At 48.3% G+C, this 16,479-nt stretch carries 18 protein-coding genes; 12 read left to right on the top strand and 6 right to left on the bottom strand.

What is annotated here, in order from left to right:
- Positions 1-555 precede the first annotated feature (555 nt).
- On the top strand, positions 556-1,050 hold the full coding sequence (locus SLIP_RS07980; RefSeq protein WP_013175773.1) for a TIR domain-containing protein: 495 nt from the start codon (positions 556-558) through the stop codon (positions 1,048-1,050).
- 577 nt (positions 1,051-1,627) lie between these two features.
- On the opposite strand, the gene SLIP_RS07970 is transcribed toward SLIP_RS07980, so the two are convergent.
- The 3 genes from SLIP_RS07970 to istA all read right to left on the bottom strand — a co-directional run bounded on the left by SLIP_RS07970 (position 1,628) and on the right by istA (position 4,847).
- Entirely contained in the window at positions 1,628-2,428 is an 801-nt protein-coding gene (locus SLIP_RS07970; RefSeq protein ID WP_013175771.1) for an ExeA family protein, read from the bottom strand.
- A gap of 173 nt (positions 2,429-2,601) precedes the next feature.
- A complete protein-coding gene (gene istB / locus SLIP_RS07965; protein WP_013175769.1) occupies positions 2,602-3,387 on the bottom strand; it encodes an IS21-like element helper ATPase IstB in 786 nt (261 codons plus the stop codon).
- Entirely contained in the window at positions 3,384-4,847 is a 1,464-nt protein-coding gene (gene istA / locus SLIP_RS07960; RefSeq protein ID WP_013175768.1) for an IS21 family transposase, read from the bottom strand. The genes istB and istA overlap by 4 nt, the downstream gene beginning before the upstream one ends.
- Before the next feature lie 279 nt (positions 4,848-5,126).
- Between istA and SLIP_RS07955 the strand changes: the two genes are divergently transcribed.
- Positions 5,127-5,696: a GIY-YIG nuclease family protein gene (locus SLIP_RS07955; protein ID WP_013175767.1), complete on the top strand. Its 570-nt coding sequence runs from the start codon at positions 5,127-5,129 to the stop codon at positions 5,694-5,696.
- Positions 5,697-5,879: 183 nt separating this feature from the next.
- On the opposite strand, the gene SLIP_RS12745 is transcribed toward SLIP_RS07955, so the two are convergent.
- A complete protein-coding gene (locus SLIP_RS12745; RefSeq protein WP_169303759.1) occupies positions 5,880-6,053 on the bottom strand; it encodes a hypothetical protein in 174 nt (57 codons plus the stop codon).
- A gap of 187 nt (positions 6,054-6,240) precedes the next feature.
- Between SLIP_RS12745 and SLIP_RS07950 the strand changes: the two genes are divergently transcribed.
- Both SLIP_RS07950 and SLIP_RS07945 read left to right on the top strand, forming a co-directional pair.
- A complete protein-coding gene (locus SLIP_RS07950; protein ID WP_013175766.1) occupies positions 6,241-6,528 on the top strand; it encodes a type II toxin-antitoxin system Phd/YefM family antitoxin in 288 nt (95 codons plus the stop codon).
- Positions 6,525-6,944: a putative toxin-antitoxin system toxin component, PIN family gene (locus SLIP_RS07945; RefSeq protein ID WP_013175765.1), complete on the top strand. Its 420-nt coding sequence runs from the start codon at positions 6,525-6,527 to the stop codon at positions 6,942-6,944. The genes SLIP_RS07950 and SLIP_RS07945 overlap by 4 nt, the downstream gene beginning before the upstream one ends.
- Positions 6,945-7,512: 568 nt before the next feature.
- Here the strand turns inward: SLIP_RS07945 and SLIP_RS07940 are convergent.
- Both SLIP_RS07940 and SLIP_RS07935 read right to left on the bottom strand, forming a co-directional pair.
- Positions 7,513-7,770, bottom strand: a complete 258-nt coding sequence (locus SLIP_RS07940) for a type II toxin-antitoxin system RelE/ParE family toxin (RefSeq protein ID WP_013175764.1) — start codon at positions 7,768-7,770, stop codon at positions 7,513-7,515.
- Positions 7,748-8,053 (bottom strand): AbrB/MazE/SpoVT family DNA-binding domain-containing protein, encoded by a 306-nt coding sequence (locus tag SLIP_RS07935; RefSeq protein WP_013175763.1) that lies wholly within the window; start codon positions 8,051-8,053, stop codon positions 7,748-7,750. Before SLIP_RS07935 ends, SLIP_RS07940 begins: the two co-directional genes overlap by 23 nt.
- A 703-nt stretch (positions 8,054-8,756) precedes the next feature.
- Between SLIP_RS07935 and SLIP_RS07930 the strand changes: the two genes are divergently transcribed.
- From SLIP_RS07930 to SLIP_RS07900, 8 genes are all read left to right on the top strand, one after another.
- On the top strand, positions 8,757-9,236 hold the full coding sequence (locus SLIP_RS07930) for a hypothetical protein (protein WP_013175762.1): 480 nt from the start codon (positions 8,757-8,759) through the stop codon (positions 9,234-9,236).
- A 106-nt stretch (positions 9,237-9,342) separates the two neighbouring features.
- Positions 9,343-11,502: a hypothetical protein gene (locus tag SLIP_RS07925; RefSeq protein WP_013175761.1), complete on the top strand. Its 2,160-nt coding sequence runs from the start codon at positions 9,343-9,345 to the stop codon at positions 11,500-11,502.
- 122 nt (positions 11,503-11,624) lie between these two features.
- Complete coding sequence (locus tag SLIP_RS13125; RefSeq protein ID WP_083761999.1) at positions 11,625-11,957, top strand: RNA polymerase sigma factor; 333 nt, start codon at positions 11,625-11,627, stop codon at positions 11,955-11,957.
- Positions 11,860-12,924, top strand: coding sequence for a 4Fe-4S binding protein (locus SLIP_RS07920; RefSeq protein WP_013175759.1), 1,065 nt, complete (start codon positions 11,860-11,862; stop codon positions 12,922-12,924). Before SLIP_RS13125 ends, SLIP_RS07920 begins: the two co-directional genes overlap by 98 nt.
- 233 nt (positions 12,925-13,157) lie before the next feature.
- Positions 13,158-13,952 (top strand): DNA-methyltransferase, encoded by a 795-nt coding sequence (locus tag SLIP_RS07915; RefSeq protein ID WP_013175758.1) that lies wholly within the window; start codon positions 13,158-13,160, stop codon positions 13,950-13,952.
- Between the two features lie 95 nt (positions 13,953-14,047).
- Entirely contained in the window at positions 14,048-14,437 is a 390-nt protein-coding gene (locus tag SLIP_RS07910; protein WP_013175757.1) for a hypothetical protein, read from the top strand.
- Positions 14,438-14,607: 170 nt separating this feature from the next.
- A complete protein-coding gene (locus SLIP_RS07905; RefSeq protein ID WP_013175756.1) occupies positions 14,608-15,312 on the top strand; it encodes a tRNA (adenine(22)-N(1))-methyltransferase in 705 nt (234 codons plus the stop codon).
- On the top strand, positions 15,296-16,411 hold the full coding sequence (locus SLIP_RS07900; RefSeq protein WP_013175755.1) for a Nif3-like dinuclear metal center hexameric protein: 1,116 nt from the start codon (positions 15,296-15,298) through the stop codon (positions 16,409-16,411). The genes SLIP_RS07905 and SLIP_RS07900 overlap by 17 nt, the downstream gene beginning before the upstream one ends.
- Positions 16,412-16,479 lie beyond the last annotated feature (68 nt).

Genomic DNA, 16,479 nt, shown 5'->3' with positions numbered 1-16,479 from the left:
AATTGGGAGTGGTTTTTAGTGTGGTATGGCCTGGGTGAATTTTGTTGTTTCTGAGCAAGGCCTTGAGTTTGAGGCCGCCGAATCATGTGCAGGTAGTAACATGAGAAAACGACGTACCCCTACCAGATGTGTAGTGATACGTCTATATTCTGTTTTCGAAAACCGTTGGCATTGCGGGGTTTATGTTAAGGGTGTCCGCAAACTTGAGATTGACCAAAGTCCGAGATGTTCTCTGACTCGATGCGGTGGCCACCCTGGTGGACCGGATGCCCCACAGTGTTCATTTTCTAAACATCAACGGGCAATCGTACCGGCTGAAACAGCGGCGAAGAAAATCTGGGTTGGGAGCTAATTCCGATGTGGAAGGTGGGAATGACAGGTAGACAATGATAAAGGCTTTCTAATGAGTAGGGATCTGTTATAAACAAGGCGGATTCAGTGTCAAATGAGTGAAAGTGGATAAGTTTTTGATGAGTGGATTGGTTTACCTTTAAGTTGACAATTGCAATTAACGAAAAATAGTATTTAATGGTTACGCTTTTGGGGGGATAGAAGGTGGCGAGAAGGGTTTTTTACAGTTTTCATTATGAGCAGGATAACTGGAGAGCAGCACAAGTCAGAAATATGGGTATCGTTGAAGGAAATGTTCCTTTGTCTGATAACGATTGGGAACAGATTAAAAAGAAAGGTGACAAAGCGATTAAGCAATGGATTGATGATCAATTGGCTGGACGGTCTTGTACTATAGTTCTTATTGGAGAAAAAACAGCAGGGCGTAAATGGATAAACTATGAGATCGAGAAATCATGGAACTCTGGCAAAGGGCTTGTTGGCATTTACATACATAATCTAAAAGATAAAGACGGAAACCAGTCAACAAAAGGCAGAAACCCATTTGATAATTTCGTAGTTGGTAATGATGGGAAGAAATTATCAAGTGTTGTAAGGGCATATGATCCACCATGTACTACAAGCAAAGACGTGTATACTCATATTAAACAACATATTGAACAATGGGTCGAGGAAGCAATAAAAATAAGAAGCAGCTAGTCAATTGGAGGACCTATGAAAAAAAACACAGAAATAAGTTTAGACATAAACCAATCTGTCCAATTTCACATAAATATTCTCCAAGGTATTATACAAAGAATGTCTACCAATTGCGTTTCGTGCAAAGCATGGTGTTTGACTTTGGTTTCGGTGCAACTTACTTTGATTTTAAACAACAATAATCCGAATTATACTTTTATTACTATACTTCCAACCTTTTTATTTTTCGTATTGGATGCTTATTACCTTTCATTGGAAAAGAATTTTAGAAAATCTTATGATGTTTTCGTTCGAAAGTTTCACAACGGTTTGCTGAATACTTCAGATCTGTACGTGATTGATGTAGTTACTCCAAGGAAACATCGAATGAAAACATTTTTACAATCATTAAGATCAATCTCTGTTTGGCCTTTTTACTTAACTTTGTTAGTTCTGATTTTATCGGTAAGACTGCTTATACTTCATTGAAAGGTTAAGTGTCACTTCTCCCTTAAAAAGTCCGGAGATAGACGGTGTTAATTGTCCGGGATATGACGGAATAGTTGACCGGAGAGCACGGGTAAGGGAAGAGGGAGAACTAACTCAGTTCTCCCTGAATTACCCGTTTCACCATGTGGTCGTCAATAATGCGATGGCCGTTCTGAGCCCCATACATCAGGCAGTGGGTGCAGACTTTGTTGATAAGCCGGGCAACACCCGAAGAAAACTGGAATATCTCATTAAGCGCACCATCCGAGAAGATCTCGCGTTCTACCCCCGCATAAGTCAGGTGCTGATTCACGTACTCTTGCGTTTGCGCACGGTCCAGATGGGTCATCATGCACATAAGGTCTATGCGCTGACGGATGGCAGAATAAGCCTGGAGCTTAAGCCTTTCCCGAAGCTCGCTTTGACCAACCAGTATGAGAGCCATGGGGCTTTCGGAATCCATCTTGAAATTCAAAAGAAACCGGACTTCCTCCAACATCTCCTTGTCCAGAAGGTGGGCTTCGTTCACGATGACTACTGGCAACAGAGAATGAATACCCTTCATTAACTCGATTTCCCGGTGCAGCTGGCGCTTGGCATCACCCCGGTAGAACTTGGACTCACAGCCCAGTTGTTCCAAAAGCCCCTTGTAGAAATGCCGGGGAGTGAGCTTGGAATCAACCAGGTACATGACCATGAATCGATTCGGATTAAGGATGTCTTTGAACTTCCGGATGACCGTGGTCTTGCCCGTGCCGCTGTCACCAGTCAGCACCGCAAACAACTGCCGGCAAACGGCATATTCCAAGCGGCCAACAGCTTCTTGCAGGATTACGGACTGGTACAGATTTTCTGTGGAGATGTTCCGGCTAAACGGTGTTCGGGTAAAGCCATAGAAGGATTCAAACATCGGTCTTGTCTCCCTTTAAGAAAGGAAATCGCCGCTTTGTGAAGAAGATCTTGCGATTGTCAACATAAAAGTGAACCACTCCGCTCGTCAAAACTGATCCACTTTTGCTCATTTAAAACTGATCCGCCTTGCTCATACTGGATCACTAATCATCAGTAAGCCTTTATCGTTGTCTACCTGTCATTCCCTCCTCCTGCGTTTGAATTACTTTCCAACCCAGATTTTCTTAACCGCTGTCTCAGCCTATACGACTGCCCATTCATATTAAGAATGTGAGCACTGTGGGTCAGCCTGTCCACCAGGGCCGCCGTCAGCATCGAGTCGGGAAACATCTCGGACCACCGGGAAAACTCCAGATTGGTGGTAATAATGATGCTGCCCCTCTCATTTCGTTCCGAAACCACCTGAAACATCAACTCCGCCTGGTGACGGGTAAAACTCAAATAAGACAGCTCATCCAGAATGAGAAGATCAAGCTTTTGTAAAGACTTTACCAGGCGGGTAAGGTTGCGCTCCTGTTCAGCTTCTACCAGTTCCGAGGCCAGCCTGGCAGCGGTGTAGTATCTGACGTTAAAACCCTGGCTGACGAGCCTCCTCCCCAGGCCTATGGCGAGATGGGTCTTTCCTGTGCCGGGGTTGCCGATCATTATCACGTTTTCCCTCCGCTTCACAAATTCCCCGGCGGCAAGCTGCCATATATGGGCCTCCTCTACATGCTCTAGGTGCTTGAATTCAAAAGTGTCCAGGCTCTTTTCCAGAGGAAACCGCGCCTTCTTAAGCTTCCGCTTTTTTTGGTTTTCTTCTCTTTGGCTTAACTCCCTACGCAACACCTCGCACAAGAATTCTTCATAGCTTAAGCCCTGTTCTTCCGCCTGTCTGATCACGTCCTGGCACGAGGTCAGGGTGGGTAGTTTTAACTGACGGGCATAGACCTTAATCAGCTCCTGGCGGGCGGTCAATTGAAACCACCTCCCGCCCAGAGCGAATCGTAAGCCTTGAGGTCTACCGGTTCTACCTCAGGCCCCAGGGGCTTTAACTTTACCGGAACCTCTTCCCGGTTCAGGTAGTACTGGACTACATCTACCGAGTATTGGCCATTACTTGCAGCCGTCCTTACCGCATCTAGGACTTTTTCCAAATCGCTATCAAAGACCATCCTCAACAGCCTTACCATTCCCCGGTGAGGGTCAGGAAGCTTTTGCGCATACTGTTCAAGCTCTGCCGGTAGGCCCGCTTCTCTTACCGGCCTAGCGTTAAACACCGACCGGGGCCGCGCTTTGAGCAGGGGAAGATAGTGTTCTAACTGGTAGATGGTCCGGTGGTGGCCGTAGCTCCTCGGGTGAGCGGCTACCTCTTCGCCCCGGTAGTAGACCTTAATCGTAAGTGCACTGCCTTTGACGGTCACTGTCTTTCCCGCCAGCCGTACGGGTACTGAGTAGCGGTTGGTCTCAAAGGTTACGGTGGAGAAGTAGTCTACCTTCGCATCCAACGTCCTGGCCGTTTCGTAAGGTTTGACCGGAAGGGGCATAAGAGCCTGTTTTTCCATTTCATACGCTTCTTTTACGGAGAGGTCCCTGCCTTTTATCCGGTGGTGTTCTACGTATTCCAGGCAGCGCTTTTTAAGTAGCTGGTTTAGCTCTTCGAAGTTTTGTACCCGGGGAACCGGTACCAGGAAGTTGCGCCTTATGTAGCCTATCAGGTTTTCAATCAGGCCTTTTTCGTGACCTGCCCGGGGATTGCAGAACCGGGACTGGTAGGCATAGTGGGAGCGGAAGTTAAGGAATTTTTCCTGCTCCTTCGCGGTTTTGTCCCAGCCCTCCTTTACCGCTGTCTTAAGGTTGTCGTATATGATGTCCCGGCTTGTCCCACCGAAAAATTCGAATCCGGTTTTGTGCCCTTCCAGAAATGCTTCTTCCCTCTGGGAAGGATAGGCTACCACAAACGGAGCACAGCTGAAACAAAGCCGCATGCAGAACAGGTTGACTTCAGTCTTTTGTCCGGCCATAATCACGGTGGCGGTACCCCAGTCTACCTGGATGGCCTCCCCTGGAGAAAAGCTTAAAGGAACATACACTTTGGACGGTTTGGCTTTAAGTTCTCGTACCACCCGGCGGATGGTTGATTCTCCGCCCCGGAATCCTTTCTCCTGACGGAGCCGATCGTATATTCTCTTGGCTGTATGCTTCTGCCTTCGGTCAAGGGCATTCTCATCCTCCTTTAAGCATTGCTCGATGAATTCTATCACCTCAGCAGTTACCACCTGGGCTTTTCTGGGAGATGTTTTCCTCTCCCACGGAACGTGGGCACCGTTACAGTAACGCCTGACCGTGTTCCTGGATATTTTGAGCTGCCGTGCTATCGCTCTCTGTGAAAGCCCTTCCACGAGATAAAGATGTCTGATATGCTGATATTGGTCCACTCCTATCACTCCTTGAACCCCCATCCATTGCTTTGTTTTCCACTTACAATGGTAGGGGATCTGGTTGATGGAGTGGTCCACTTTTTTGTGAGCGTTTCCCCGCTTACTGGCTCAAGTTTAGTTTAGTGATCACATTACGAGCTATCCAAATCCGTCGATAGCTTTAAATCGTGGCAGGAGCGGCAGAGCAGGAAAAATTTCCAAAGAGACTTCATTCTTGCTTTAATATTCTACAACCGTGGGGAATGGATTTTCGGCGGGATTTATCAACAGAAAGATGTGAAGAGAAAAGAAGATCATTTTGAATACGTTACGGAACTCCTCGACATCCGGAAGGAATTGATCGGGCGGCTGATATTTCATTTTGTTAGACCAAGTAGGCAATCATACCTCGATTTAGAGAAATGGGCGGACAACCTGGAGGTTGTAGAGATATTAAGAGCGCCTTATGCGGTTGAACCGTTTCCAGGATACGAAAATGTACTTATAGATTTCAATCCCTTGAAAACCATCATAGAGAAGGAAGACCCTTCGTGGAAAACTGCTCTCTCTTCTGTAAAAGGGGTTTACATTATTACTGACAAAAGCAACGGTAAGATCTACGTGGGTTCCGCTTATGGGCAAGACTCATTCTGGACAAGATGGTCTTCTTACGTTCAGAATGGGCATGGAGGGAATAAAGAGCTGGCAGAGATTATCGGCAATGAAGGGATGGAATATGCCTCGAACTTTCAATTTTCTATCCTAGAGATTAGAACAAATACCACAAGTGAGGACGAAATAATAAGGCGGGAAGCCTATTGGAAAAATGTGCTCAAATCAAGAGAGTACGGGTACAACAAAAACTAATTGTCAGTCACATGATCAAGTCTAATCCCAAAGAAGCAAAGCTGATGCAGTAGAGCCGTTTCCCCCGTACCTACAGGGGAAGAAAGAAACCAGGCAGCACGACACTCGTCGAACCCGTCACTATTTCCCCGCACCTAAAGATAACTAAAACCGGTGCAGTAAAAAAATGAGGGCCTTTAAATGCTAAAAGGCCAGCAGTACAAGGTAGCCGGGCTGATCCTCAGTGGGTCTAAAGATAAAGACAGCGGCGAGGACCGTATTGATGGCGTTGTGGATAGCGGCTAGCAGAGAAACATAAGGCTTGTCGGGTCCGAGCCAGGGGAAAGGGCTGGCATCGATCTGGACGAGTTCGCCCATCCTAGCCCGGCGAGGTCTTGTTGAGCGATGAGTTTAGGTCTTCTCTTCTTTTTAGGGCTTTGGAAACCGAAGGTGACGATATCAAAGATCGACAACAGGAGAGGCCGAGTTGGGAGTGACCTCCTGATCAAGTTGTGATAAAATAGAAACACAGAAAAGACACAATCGAGAAAGGACAGTGGTTTTCATGCGTTTCGTAACGGTGCGCGACTTGAGGCAGAAAGGTAAGGAGATATGGAGTAAACTACAGTCAGGGGAAGAAGCCGTTCTCACCCACAACGGCAGCCCTGTTGCTCTTTTAATAGGTGTGCGGGAAGAAGAACTGGAGGAAACAATGCGGATGGTGAAACGCGCCCGAGCTGAAGCCGCGGTTCGACGCATGAGAGAGAGGGCACGCCGGGCCGGACTGGAAAATATGAGCGTAGATGAGATCGAAGCAGAAATACTTGCGGTAAGACAGGAGCGCAGGCCGTGAAGGTAGTGCTGGATACGAACGTGCTGGTTTCGGCTCTGCTCACTCCCTACGGCCCTTCAGCGCGGGTTTTGGATGCGGTTCTTGCAGGACTGTTGATTCCAGTGTTCGACGACCGCATCCTGCGCGAATACGAGGAAGTCCTTGGAAGAAGCCGATTTGGATTTGAGCCGCAGGACGTGAAGGCGCTCCTGGACTTCTTTCGTTTAGAAGGCGTGGCGGTTGCGGCTCCGCCTTTGAACGCTGAGCTTCCGGACCCGGATGATGTGATGTTTGTGGAAGTAGCCGCAGCGGGCACAGCCGATGCTATCGTCACGGGGAATCAGAAGCATTTTCCTGCCGAAGGTTGCGGCGGCATCGCCGTAGTGTCGCCAGGGGAACTGCTGTCGCTGCTTAGAGCAACTGGTGATGGTTCTTAATCCTTGACGAGGAAGTGATGCGCTGCCTCCGGACGAACCCAAGCGGATGGACCGCCTGGTTATGCGCGCGCTGGCCGAAGATTTGATTTCCGAATCCCGCGCCGCCGAACTGCCTAGAAAGCCACTGGAGAAGTTTCTAAAATTTCTAGATGAGATAGGCAGAAGGTAAGGCGTTATTCGCGTGCTAAAAAAGGAGCAGCTTGACAAGGGCGGCTGTTGAAGTCATTTTTCATTTTGCCTGATATACGGGGCTCAGAACGGCTATCGCATTATTGACGACCACATGGTGAATCGGGTAATTCAGGGAGAACTGAGTTAGTTCTCCCTCTTCCCTTACCCGTGCTCTCCGGTCAGTTACTCCGTCATATTCCGGACAATTAACACCGTCTATCTCCGAACTTTTTAAGGGAGCAGCAACACCGTATTTAGGAAAATTAGTTTTGCTGGACGTTGCACTTGCGGAATGTGCAGGCCATGAAAGACGGCCGACAGTACATTTGCGGGTTTTGGTCAAAAGAAAAACCCCGGAGTATCGGACCTGTCAAAAAGGTCGTACTGCGGGAACAAGCTAATATTCCTTCAAAATGTCATGATGTCCTATAGCGTGCAGGGTGAGGACATCTTTTTCGGCCTGGTAGACGGTGCGGACGTCCTTGTTAACGTAGGCTTCCCAGAACGGCGTCCCTCTTATCTTGTGAACCCGCAGTGATGGGTGTTTCGGGTTCTCGGCCAGGAAGCGGAGCGCCTTTCGGGCCTGTTTCTGTTCTTTGACCAACAACTTGAAAAAGTCTTCCTTGAACGGGTCAGTTAGAATTATCGTCGGCATTTTCTGCTTCCTCGCCCAGGCTTCTCAAAAGGTCTTCTGGACTGTGAAACACTTGATACCTACCCTCCTGCAGAGCCGTCAGGCTGCGGTCCATTTTGTCTTGCCATTCCTTTGTCCAGAAGTATTCCTGGCTCTTGTCGTGCCACCCTACCGGCCTGATGAATATGCCGCCGTCTCTTTCTTCGATCAGAACGTGGTCTCCTTCGCGGAGCCCCACTTTTTTAGCTACCTGTGCCAGGCTGACCAGCATCCGCTTTTGGATTTGCTGGATTATCTCAGCCATTGCAATAATTCCTCCTTTTCAGTTTATCTGTAATTACAGTATAGCGGATAGTAGAATGCTGTGCAATCTTTTGGCTCCTGATAGGTTTTGGACTTCCCTTTCGGGGGACCATTTCGGTCATGAACGAGGCGCGCAGGAAGTCGCTAGCGGTCGATGATGAGATTAAAAAGTGATTTCGCTGCATAAACCCCGTAATTAACATAGAGACCTTTGCATAATTCGGAAAAAACCGGGCTCAAAAAAACCAAGAACAATCATTACCGGCAAAATCATTACCAGTTATTGTCACAACGGTGCGGGGAAATTGTCAGAAGCCGTCCGCAAGGTCGCTGGTTCAGGTGCCCTCGGTGCAAAATGGTCAAGCACATTATCCAACGATAAATGACCAACTCCCGGTGTTCTTTGGCGGTTCTGACCAGTGAAAAGAGACAATCATGACAGGGCAAGAGATGAAGATTGTCTTGTTTTTAAGAGAACTTCCTGGGAAACTCGCAGCTGGTGCGCCTGTTGGAAGAGCGGTTTTTTGTCTTTTGCATCTTAAGGTCTTTGCACCGTTTAGATAATTGCGAGATAAATAGGGCTGTCAAGACGCGGTCAGGACTGCGACTGGGAAAATGTCAATGACAGATCTGGTGGAACCGTTGCTTTATATAGGCAGTAATGGTACTATCTGAACAAATGTAAATAATAAGGGGGGCTTCGTTTGAAAAGACTGGTTTGGTTGGGAGTTATGGTATTTGTTTTATCGGTTCTGGCAGGATGCCAGGCCAAAACCGAAACCGAGGGGTCCAAGGTAAAAGTTTCTGAATCGAAGGTCGAAGTGCAGAATGAACAGGGTAAGACCGAAATCTCGATAGGCAACGAGGGAGAGGTTTCCCTGCCGGAGGGATATCCTTCCGATATCGTACCGGTGATGGAGGGGGCAAAGATCACTTCGGCAACCAAGGGTGGCGATGGTTCGTACAATATATTGCTAGCGTCGGAAAAATCAGTAGCCGATATAAAGGCGTATTATGAGGGAGTTTTGGCCGGGGTCAGCGATCTGCAAAAGCAGGAAGCCGCGGGCGTAATCAATATGATGGGTACTAAGGGCGACAAGACTTTTGTCTTGAACATTGCTGAAGACATGGCCTCGGGCATCAACCAGCGGATAATAAGCATTTCCATAATTCCCGCGGAGTGAAGATTCGAAGGGGGCTTGTGTTTAGGTTGAGGCAGGACACAAGCCCTTCTTTTTTGTCTTTGTAGCGCGTATAGTTTATGGTTCGGGGAAAGGAGGCATTGCCATCGTGAATAGACATGCGGCATTCAGGCGGCTGTTTAACAGACTGGCCGCAGCCCTGCTCGTTCTCTTTTTCGCCGTTGGGATTGCAGGTTGCGGACAAAAGGAGCCCTCAAAGTCCTCGGGCAAAGAACAGGCTGTTCAGAAAACCGTTTCCCAAAAGGTCGATAGGCCCGATCTACCCGAGACCCCCCAGAGCAGAATCCAAGAGGATCTTCTGGCAGGCAAGATAACGGAAGAACAGGCGGTTGTCCTCGGCCTGAAGGCGGTATTTGCTCCTGAAGACCTGCCCGCCGAGTACAAGGTGAAGGGGTCGGTTGAAGTAAAGCCCAGCATAAACGCTGAACTGCAGTGGATATCTGACAATCTCGATAACATGGCCCCGGCAACTCGAGATAAACTAGAACCGTTCATTTTGCCACCCACCGACCCCAGGAGTTTCTTCTATCCCGGCAACAATGCCGAAGATTACGTTTCCAAGTTGTCTTTCCTCACGGCGGGAGCAGCTTATGCGGCACAGGAAGACACACGGGTTTGGGATAAGGTAGTTTATGAAGTGCCGGACAGTTCGGGAAAATCTGTTACGATACACTATTACACGTTGCCTGCGGCTTCAGATGCCGAGAAAGCCGCAATGAAACAGAGGGCCTTGCAGGTGAGAGAGGCTATTGCGACTGCGTGGCCTAAATTCAAAGAACTACTGAGGGTGGAACCAGACCAATCCTTCGATGCCTATATAACTGATCTGCGCGAAGATGCCTCTTGGGGCTTGGCCTGGTGGAACAGTCAAACCAGGCGCTGCGAGATGTCGGTCCACTACGAACTCGACGGAGATAAACTGAAAAGCACGACCGCACATGAACTCTTCCACTGTTTTCAGCTGTATATTCCTCACCGCTTTTCTCTCAAAGCCCCAGAAAAAAGCTGGCTATTTGAGGCTACAGCTACGTGGGCGGAACACTTCGTTTATCCCCGGCCCAATGTTGAGCACCGCTGGCTGAACTACTTTTTCCAGTCGCTTTACTGGAAGCGCGTAGCCTTTAACGGATGCCACGAATACAGCAACTACCCCCTGTTCTTTTTTGCCAGCGACTTTTTGAACGACAAAGATTACGTGCGCCGTACTTTAGCAGCAGCCAAAACCAAAGACGTAGCCACTTCTGTTATGGAAAGCATGCCGGATTTCGCGGACAAATACGCCAAATTTGCGGTATATAACTGGAATAAAGACCCGTTTCTCCTCTACAGGGATCCCCCGAAGTTTCCTTCTACTGGAGCATACGGGGCATCAGTCGGATCCTGGGAATTCAAGGGGCCTGACCTGCAGTACTACGACGAGTTGCTGAGGCCGGGAGCCATGAGCTACTGGCATTTTACATTCGACCAGGATACAAAAAAGATTAACAAAGTGGTTTTCAACCTCATGGTCAATATCTCTAACCCTTACTTCACCTGCCAAGCTTTATTGAAGGTCGGAAACGAGTGGGTAGTGGAAGACTGGACGGGGATTAAAGAAAGGAGCTTTTGCCGGGAAAGACCGGGGGAGAATCTCCAAGAAGCGGTGGTTATTTTCGCCAATGGCGATTTCCGGGCGACCCTTACCTTTCCTTTTCAGGTAGATACTACTCAAAAATGTCCTCATGTGCTCGGCGGCTACACCCGGATTACGGAAAAACACCAAGGAGAAGGCATGCAGTCGGAAATAGTTTACCAGACTCAAGAGGAAATAGAGTATGACCCGGTGCAAAAAGCTTATGTCGTTAAATCGATGACGGCGAGCTATTCGAAAAACGAGTCCATGGAAGGGCAGATGGTCCTCGGCATGGCTACCAGAACTAGCGGCAGCGGCAGCTTGCGCGAGACTTACAGCGAAGGGGAGCAGCCTATCAAGATATTAGAAAAGCCGAGCGAAACTATACTGATGCTGCAAACCGACACCAAAGAAAAGAAGTGGGTGACTTACACCCAGACCGCCACCGTGGAGTACGCGGGAACGGAGAGCGAAAGCTGGCAGGACGGACCAACTGGGTTTTGGCCTAAAAACATAGCCCTCACCAAGGAAGAGATCAAGTCTGACCGGATAAAAGGCAGGCGGGTGATGCAGACCACTTCTGAGTTCGGCACCAAAGGAGAGCTGGTTATTGAGTTTGAATATGAGTTGAAATGATGCCGCTGCTGGTTGTCAAGAGGTGTACTAACGCCTGCGTGAGGAACGCGGTTTTACCGAAGTTGATGCTACTATCAGGCGCTGTGCTGTGCTAAAGAATAACGAGAGTAGAGTGAAGTGAAATAGATTCAGACGAAGCCGACGATATTACTCACGAAGCTTTTTTGAAGGACTTTGAGAATTTGGAGAGGCTCAGGCGGGAAGCTAGCTTGCGTACATGGCTCTGCCGTATCGCAACTAACGTCTACCTCGGCAAGAAGAGGAACCAGCGCAAGCACGAGTCAATATCCTTGGGGGAAATGAAAGTCCCGGATCGTTCCTGTGACCCGGAAAAAACGGTGATAAGGAGGGATTTCAATGCACCATTATCACAGACTGCAGGAGTTGCTCAATACTCATCCGGTCGGGGCACCCAAGAGCGAAGAATTTATAGAAATCCTGAAGATTCTTTTTAGACCAGATGAGATTGAACTGGCTTTACTGCTAGACTTTAAGTTAAAGAAAGCTAACGAAATAGCCAAGCAAGCCGGCATTTCCCAATACGAGGTTATGCAAAGATTTGAAGCCATGGCTGATAGAGGAGTGATTTTAGCTAAGAGAGTTGAGGGCGAACCAGCCTATGCCCTTCTCCCTAATTACCCCGGTCTGTTTGAATACCCGATCATGAGAGGCGGGGATAGCGATACCCAGGCTAGACTTGCCGAGCTCTGGCAAGCTTACTATATGAAACATATGGCTGCCGAACTTTCCTTGGCTAACCCGCCCTGGTTAAGGGTATTACCCGCCGAGGAGGCTTTGACAGAAGATTTCGAGATTCTGCCTTTTGAGATTGCTTCGCAGATGATGGCTAAAACCAAGAAAATTGCTCTTGCCAATTGTCCCTGCCGGCTAACTGAGAAAAAGTGCTCAAAGCCCATCGATGTGTGTTTGTCTTTTGACGGGGCAGCTGATTTTCTAGCTGAAAGAGGAATAGCTAGGGAAATATCACTTGATGAAGCAAGAGAAGTATTAAAAAGAGCTGAAGAAGCGGGCCTGGTGCACACCGGTAGTAATAACCGTAATAATCTCCTCTTTATATGCAACTGCTGCCCTTGCTGCTGTCATATGCTGAGGCTTGTAACGGAACATAATTACCCTAATGGGTTAGCTAAATCCAGCTATTTGGCGAGAATAGATGCCCCTGAATGTATCGGGTGCGGGATATGCGCAGAAGAACGTTGTCCGGTCAAGGCAATAGAGATGATAGAAGACATAGCGGTGCTCAACAACGATAGGTGCATAGGCTGTGGTCTGTGCGTCTCAAAATGCCCCACTAACGCTATCTCACTTGTAAAGCGCGATGACTATGAGTTTCCACCAGAAACTGTGAGGGAATTGTCTGATAGGGTGGCAAGAAATAAAGAAACAAAAAGGGGAAAATAGTATGACATCTCGATACTAGTCTGTGTACGTCTGTGGCTCGGTTTTAAGGCAGACTTTTGTGTACGGGATATACATGCGATGCAGCACAAGCCTACCCGCATCCGGTTTGTCTGGTTCTGGGTAGTACCGGTGAAAAGGCGCCGGTGAGAGAAGGGAAAACCGGGCTCAGGGCCGAAACATTAAACATAGTATCATATCATTGCTAAAAACACAGTTCAGTAATCGAGGGGAGAATGCCGGTGCTGTCAGGATATTTGGATAAGGTCTTTTTAATGGACACCATGGATCTCTTAAGAGAACTACCTGATAGTTCTGTAGATATGGTCTTTGGAGACCCTGATTATAATGTCGGTGTTAAGTACCGCGGCAAGAGCTACAAGAGGTCTTTTGATGAATACATCGAGTGGTATGTGGAGCTTGCCAGAGAATCGCTGAGGGTCTTGAAGGAAACGGGAAATCTCTTTTTCATAAACTACCCGAAACAAAACGCGTACCTGAGGGTGAAGTACCTGGATGAGGCCTGCTATGAGGTGCACGATTACGCGTGGGTGTACAACAGCAACGTGGGACATTCTCCTAAGCGATTTACCACTGCTCACCGTAGTATTCTCCACGCCCGCAAGACCAAGAACAACGACTTTTACAAGGAAAACGTGGCCCAACCTTATAAGAACCCAACCGACCGTCGTATAAGAAGCAATCTGGCTAACGGATCCAGGGGTCGTATGCCGTATGATTGGTTCTACTTTGATTTGGTCAAGAATGTGAGCAGGGAGAAAACTTATCATGCTTGTCAGATACCGCAGAAGCTGTCCGAGCTCCTGATCAAATCTTGTACCCGGCCGGGAGATGTGGTACTGATCCTGTTCGGAGGGAGCGGCTCCGAGCTCGAGGTCTGCAAAAGGCTTGACCGACGATATATTTCAGCAGAAGTGGACCCTGACTACCACAGGATGATACTGCACCGGCTAGAGAATGGTGTTACTGAAGAGTACAGACTTATAAACCGGGGGAAAAAGTCAAACTGAATCCGGTGTGGGTGTAATTATTTGCCTTGGTTGACGGATTACTTATATAATTAAGTAATAAAAACTAATAATGATGGCGGGGGTGGGGGAGAATCATGAGAGATAGAGAGAGAATCTATCACAAATTCGAATTGGCCGAGAGTTTGGCCAAGGCTTTGATCAACGACATGAAGGAGTACCGCAAAGCAGTCCAAGACGAGAAAGCGCTTCAGGCAAGTGAGGGTGCTAATCCCGACGCGTTTGAAAGTTACCTAAGACGCATGGCTAGCAGGTTTGAGGGAATCGAAGTGACTTTAACCCGTCGGGAGTATTGGGGTTTTATTATCAAGAGCAAGATTGAAGCTGCCGGCTCTATTGGTAACCTTGATCTTTTACAAGCTGTATACGAGGTTTTGGGGGCCTTGCCTGACAATTCAGAGATTGGGTATACCAGCATGTTTGATGAGCTGGCTGACGGTATTTACGGCTGGTACCAAGTGGTGTAACACATAGGGATGATTGGGGAGCCTTCGGGCTCTCTTTTTTTGGTACGTAGTCGACGTGCCACCGTAGACCCTTATGACACTTTAAAGTGTAGCCGTCAGAAATTAAAAAATGCGTAGCGTTTTCGAGACAGTTGATTGATAACGCAATGGACTTGGGGTAGGTTATTGTGATGAACGTATCGAGAAGACTGACGCGGATAGCGGCTCACGTCGTTTCCGGGCAAATAGCCGCCGATATTGGAGCTGATCACGCGCTATTATCGGTGTTTCTCGTCCGCAACGGCATATGCCCGAAGGTGATAATCGGGGAATTGAACGAGGGGCCTTGGCGCCGGGCTCAAGCCTACGTAAAGAAAGAAGGCTTACACAATGTTATCGACGTCCGACGGGGTGACGGTCTACAGGTACTGGCTCCGGGTGAGGTTACTACGGTAGTAATAGCCGGCCTTGGGGGGAAGGTTATCGCCGACATCATAATGGGGTCTTTGACCAAAGCGTACAGTTACGCGCGTTACGTTTTGCAACCCCAGCCTCCGTTGTATCCATTACGTAAGGTGTTGACTGATCTAGGGTGGGAGATAGTAGAGGAGGAAATTGTCGAAGAAAAAGAGAATTTCTATACCATTGTAGTAACAGAACCGAGGCAAAAACCGGCTTATCGGTTGTCGGAACTAGAACTCGAGTTTGGTCCGGTTGTTTTGCGCAAAGCAGAACGGCCTGAAAATCAGGAGTTTCTGCGACGGGAACTGCGCAGATGGGAAAGGATGGTCGAGAGCCTGAGGGCTTCACAATCGTCCGAGGCCCGGGCCAGATTATCGCATTACCTGTTACTGAAGCGGGAATTGGAGGAGATATTAGATGCCGGTTACCGCTAGTCAAATATTTGCCTGCCTCGAGGAGTTTTTTTCAGGCAAAATAGCCGAGGATTGGGACAATGTCGGTTTACAGGTTGGTGACCCGACAAAAGAGGTCGGTAGAGTTCTGGTAGCACTGGATCCGGATCCGGAAACAGTCAAGATCGGAATCGAAAAAGAAGTAGACCTCATAGTTACTCATCATCCTCTTATTTTTAGGCCAGTGAAACGCCTGGATTTTAGCCAGCCGGCGGCATTGCTATTACGGAAGCTGATAAAAAACGAAATAACCGTCTACTCCCTTCATACTAATTTAGACGCTGCTCCCTACGGGTTAAACCAGTACTTAGCCGAAAAACTCGGTTTGAATAGAATCAAGCCTTGGGGTACGAACCGTTTTGAGATTCTGTACAAGCTGGTTGTTTATGTACCACGTGACCATGTGGAAAATGTAAGAAAAGCAATTTGTACCTCCGGAGCAGGACATACCGGCAATTATTCGGACTGCAGTTTTCGTGTAGCCGGGACCGGTACCTTCAAACCCTTGCCTGGTGCTAAACCTTATCTGGGTGAAGTGGGGAAGGTGTCGGAAGTGGACGAGTATCGTCTGGAAACGGTGGTTCCCGAGAATCGAATCTATAGGGTGCTTGACGCTTTGCACCGGGCCCATCCGTACGAGGAAATAGCGTATGATCTGATCAGACTTTCCAATCGCGGAACAAAGTTAAGCCCAGGCCGGCAAGGTGAACTTGCCCGTCCCGTTAGCTTGGGCCAGTTTGCGGTCGAAGTCAAAAACCGGCTGCGCCTCCCGCAGGTGGCAGTTGTGGGCCGGATAGATTCCCAGGTAAAGAAGGTAGCGCTGGTTAGCGGCAGCGGGGCTTCATTTTTAGGACAAGCGGCTTCGCAAGGCTTCGATGTTTTGTTAACAGGCGATATCAAATATCACGATGCGCGAGAAGCGCAGCTATTGGGGATAAACTTGGTAGATGCCGGCCATTACGGAACCGAGTGCCTAGCGGTGGAGCTTCTTGCTCGATTCCTGACGGAGAAAAGTGAAGAGCGAGGGTGGGACATCGAAGTTATTCCTTTTGAAGGAAGTTCGCCTTTCATTTTCGTTTAACCGACCAAGCGTGTGCAGGCGGTTCGGAGTAACTGGAACGAATGAGAGGTTCTTAAGATTATAGGGGG

This window comes from Syntrophothermus lipocalidus DSM 12680 (assembly GCF_000092405.1).
Taxonomy (GTDB): domain Bacteria; phylum Bacillota; class Syntrophomonadia; order Syntrophomonadales; family Syntrophothermaceae; genus Syntrophothermus; species Syntrophothermus lipocalidus.
Note: the sequence above shows the minus strand (reverse complement) of the source record. Positions and strands in the feature narration are given on the sequence as shown.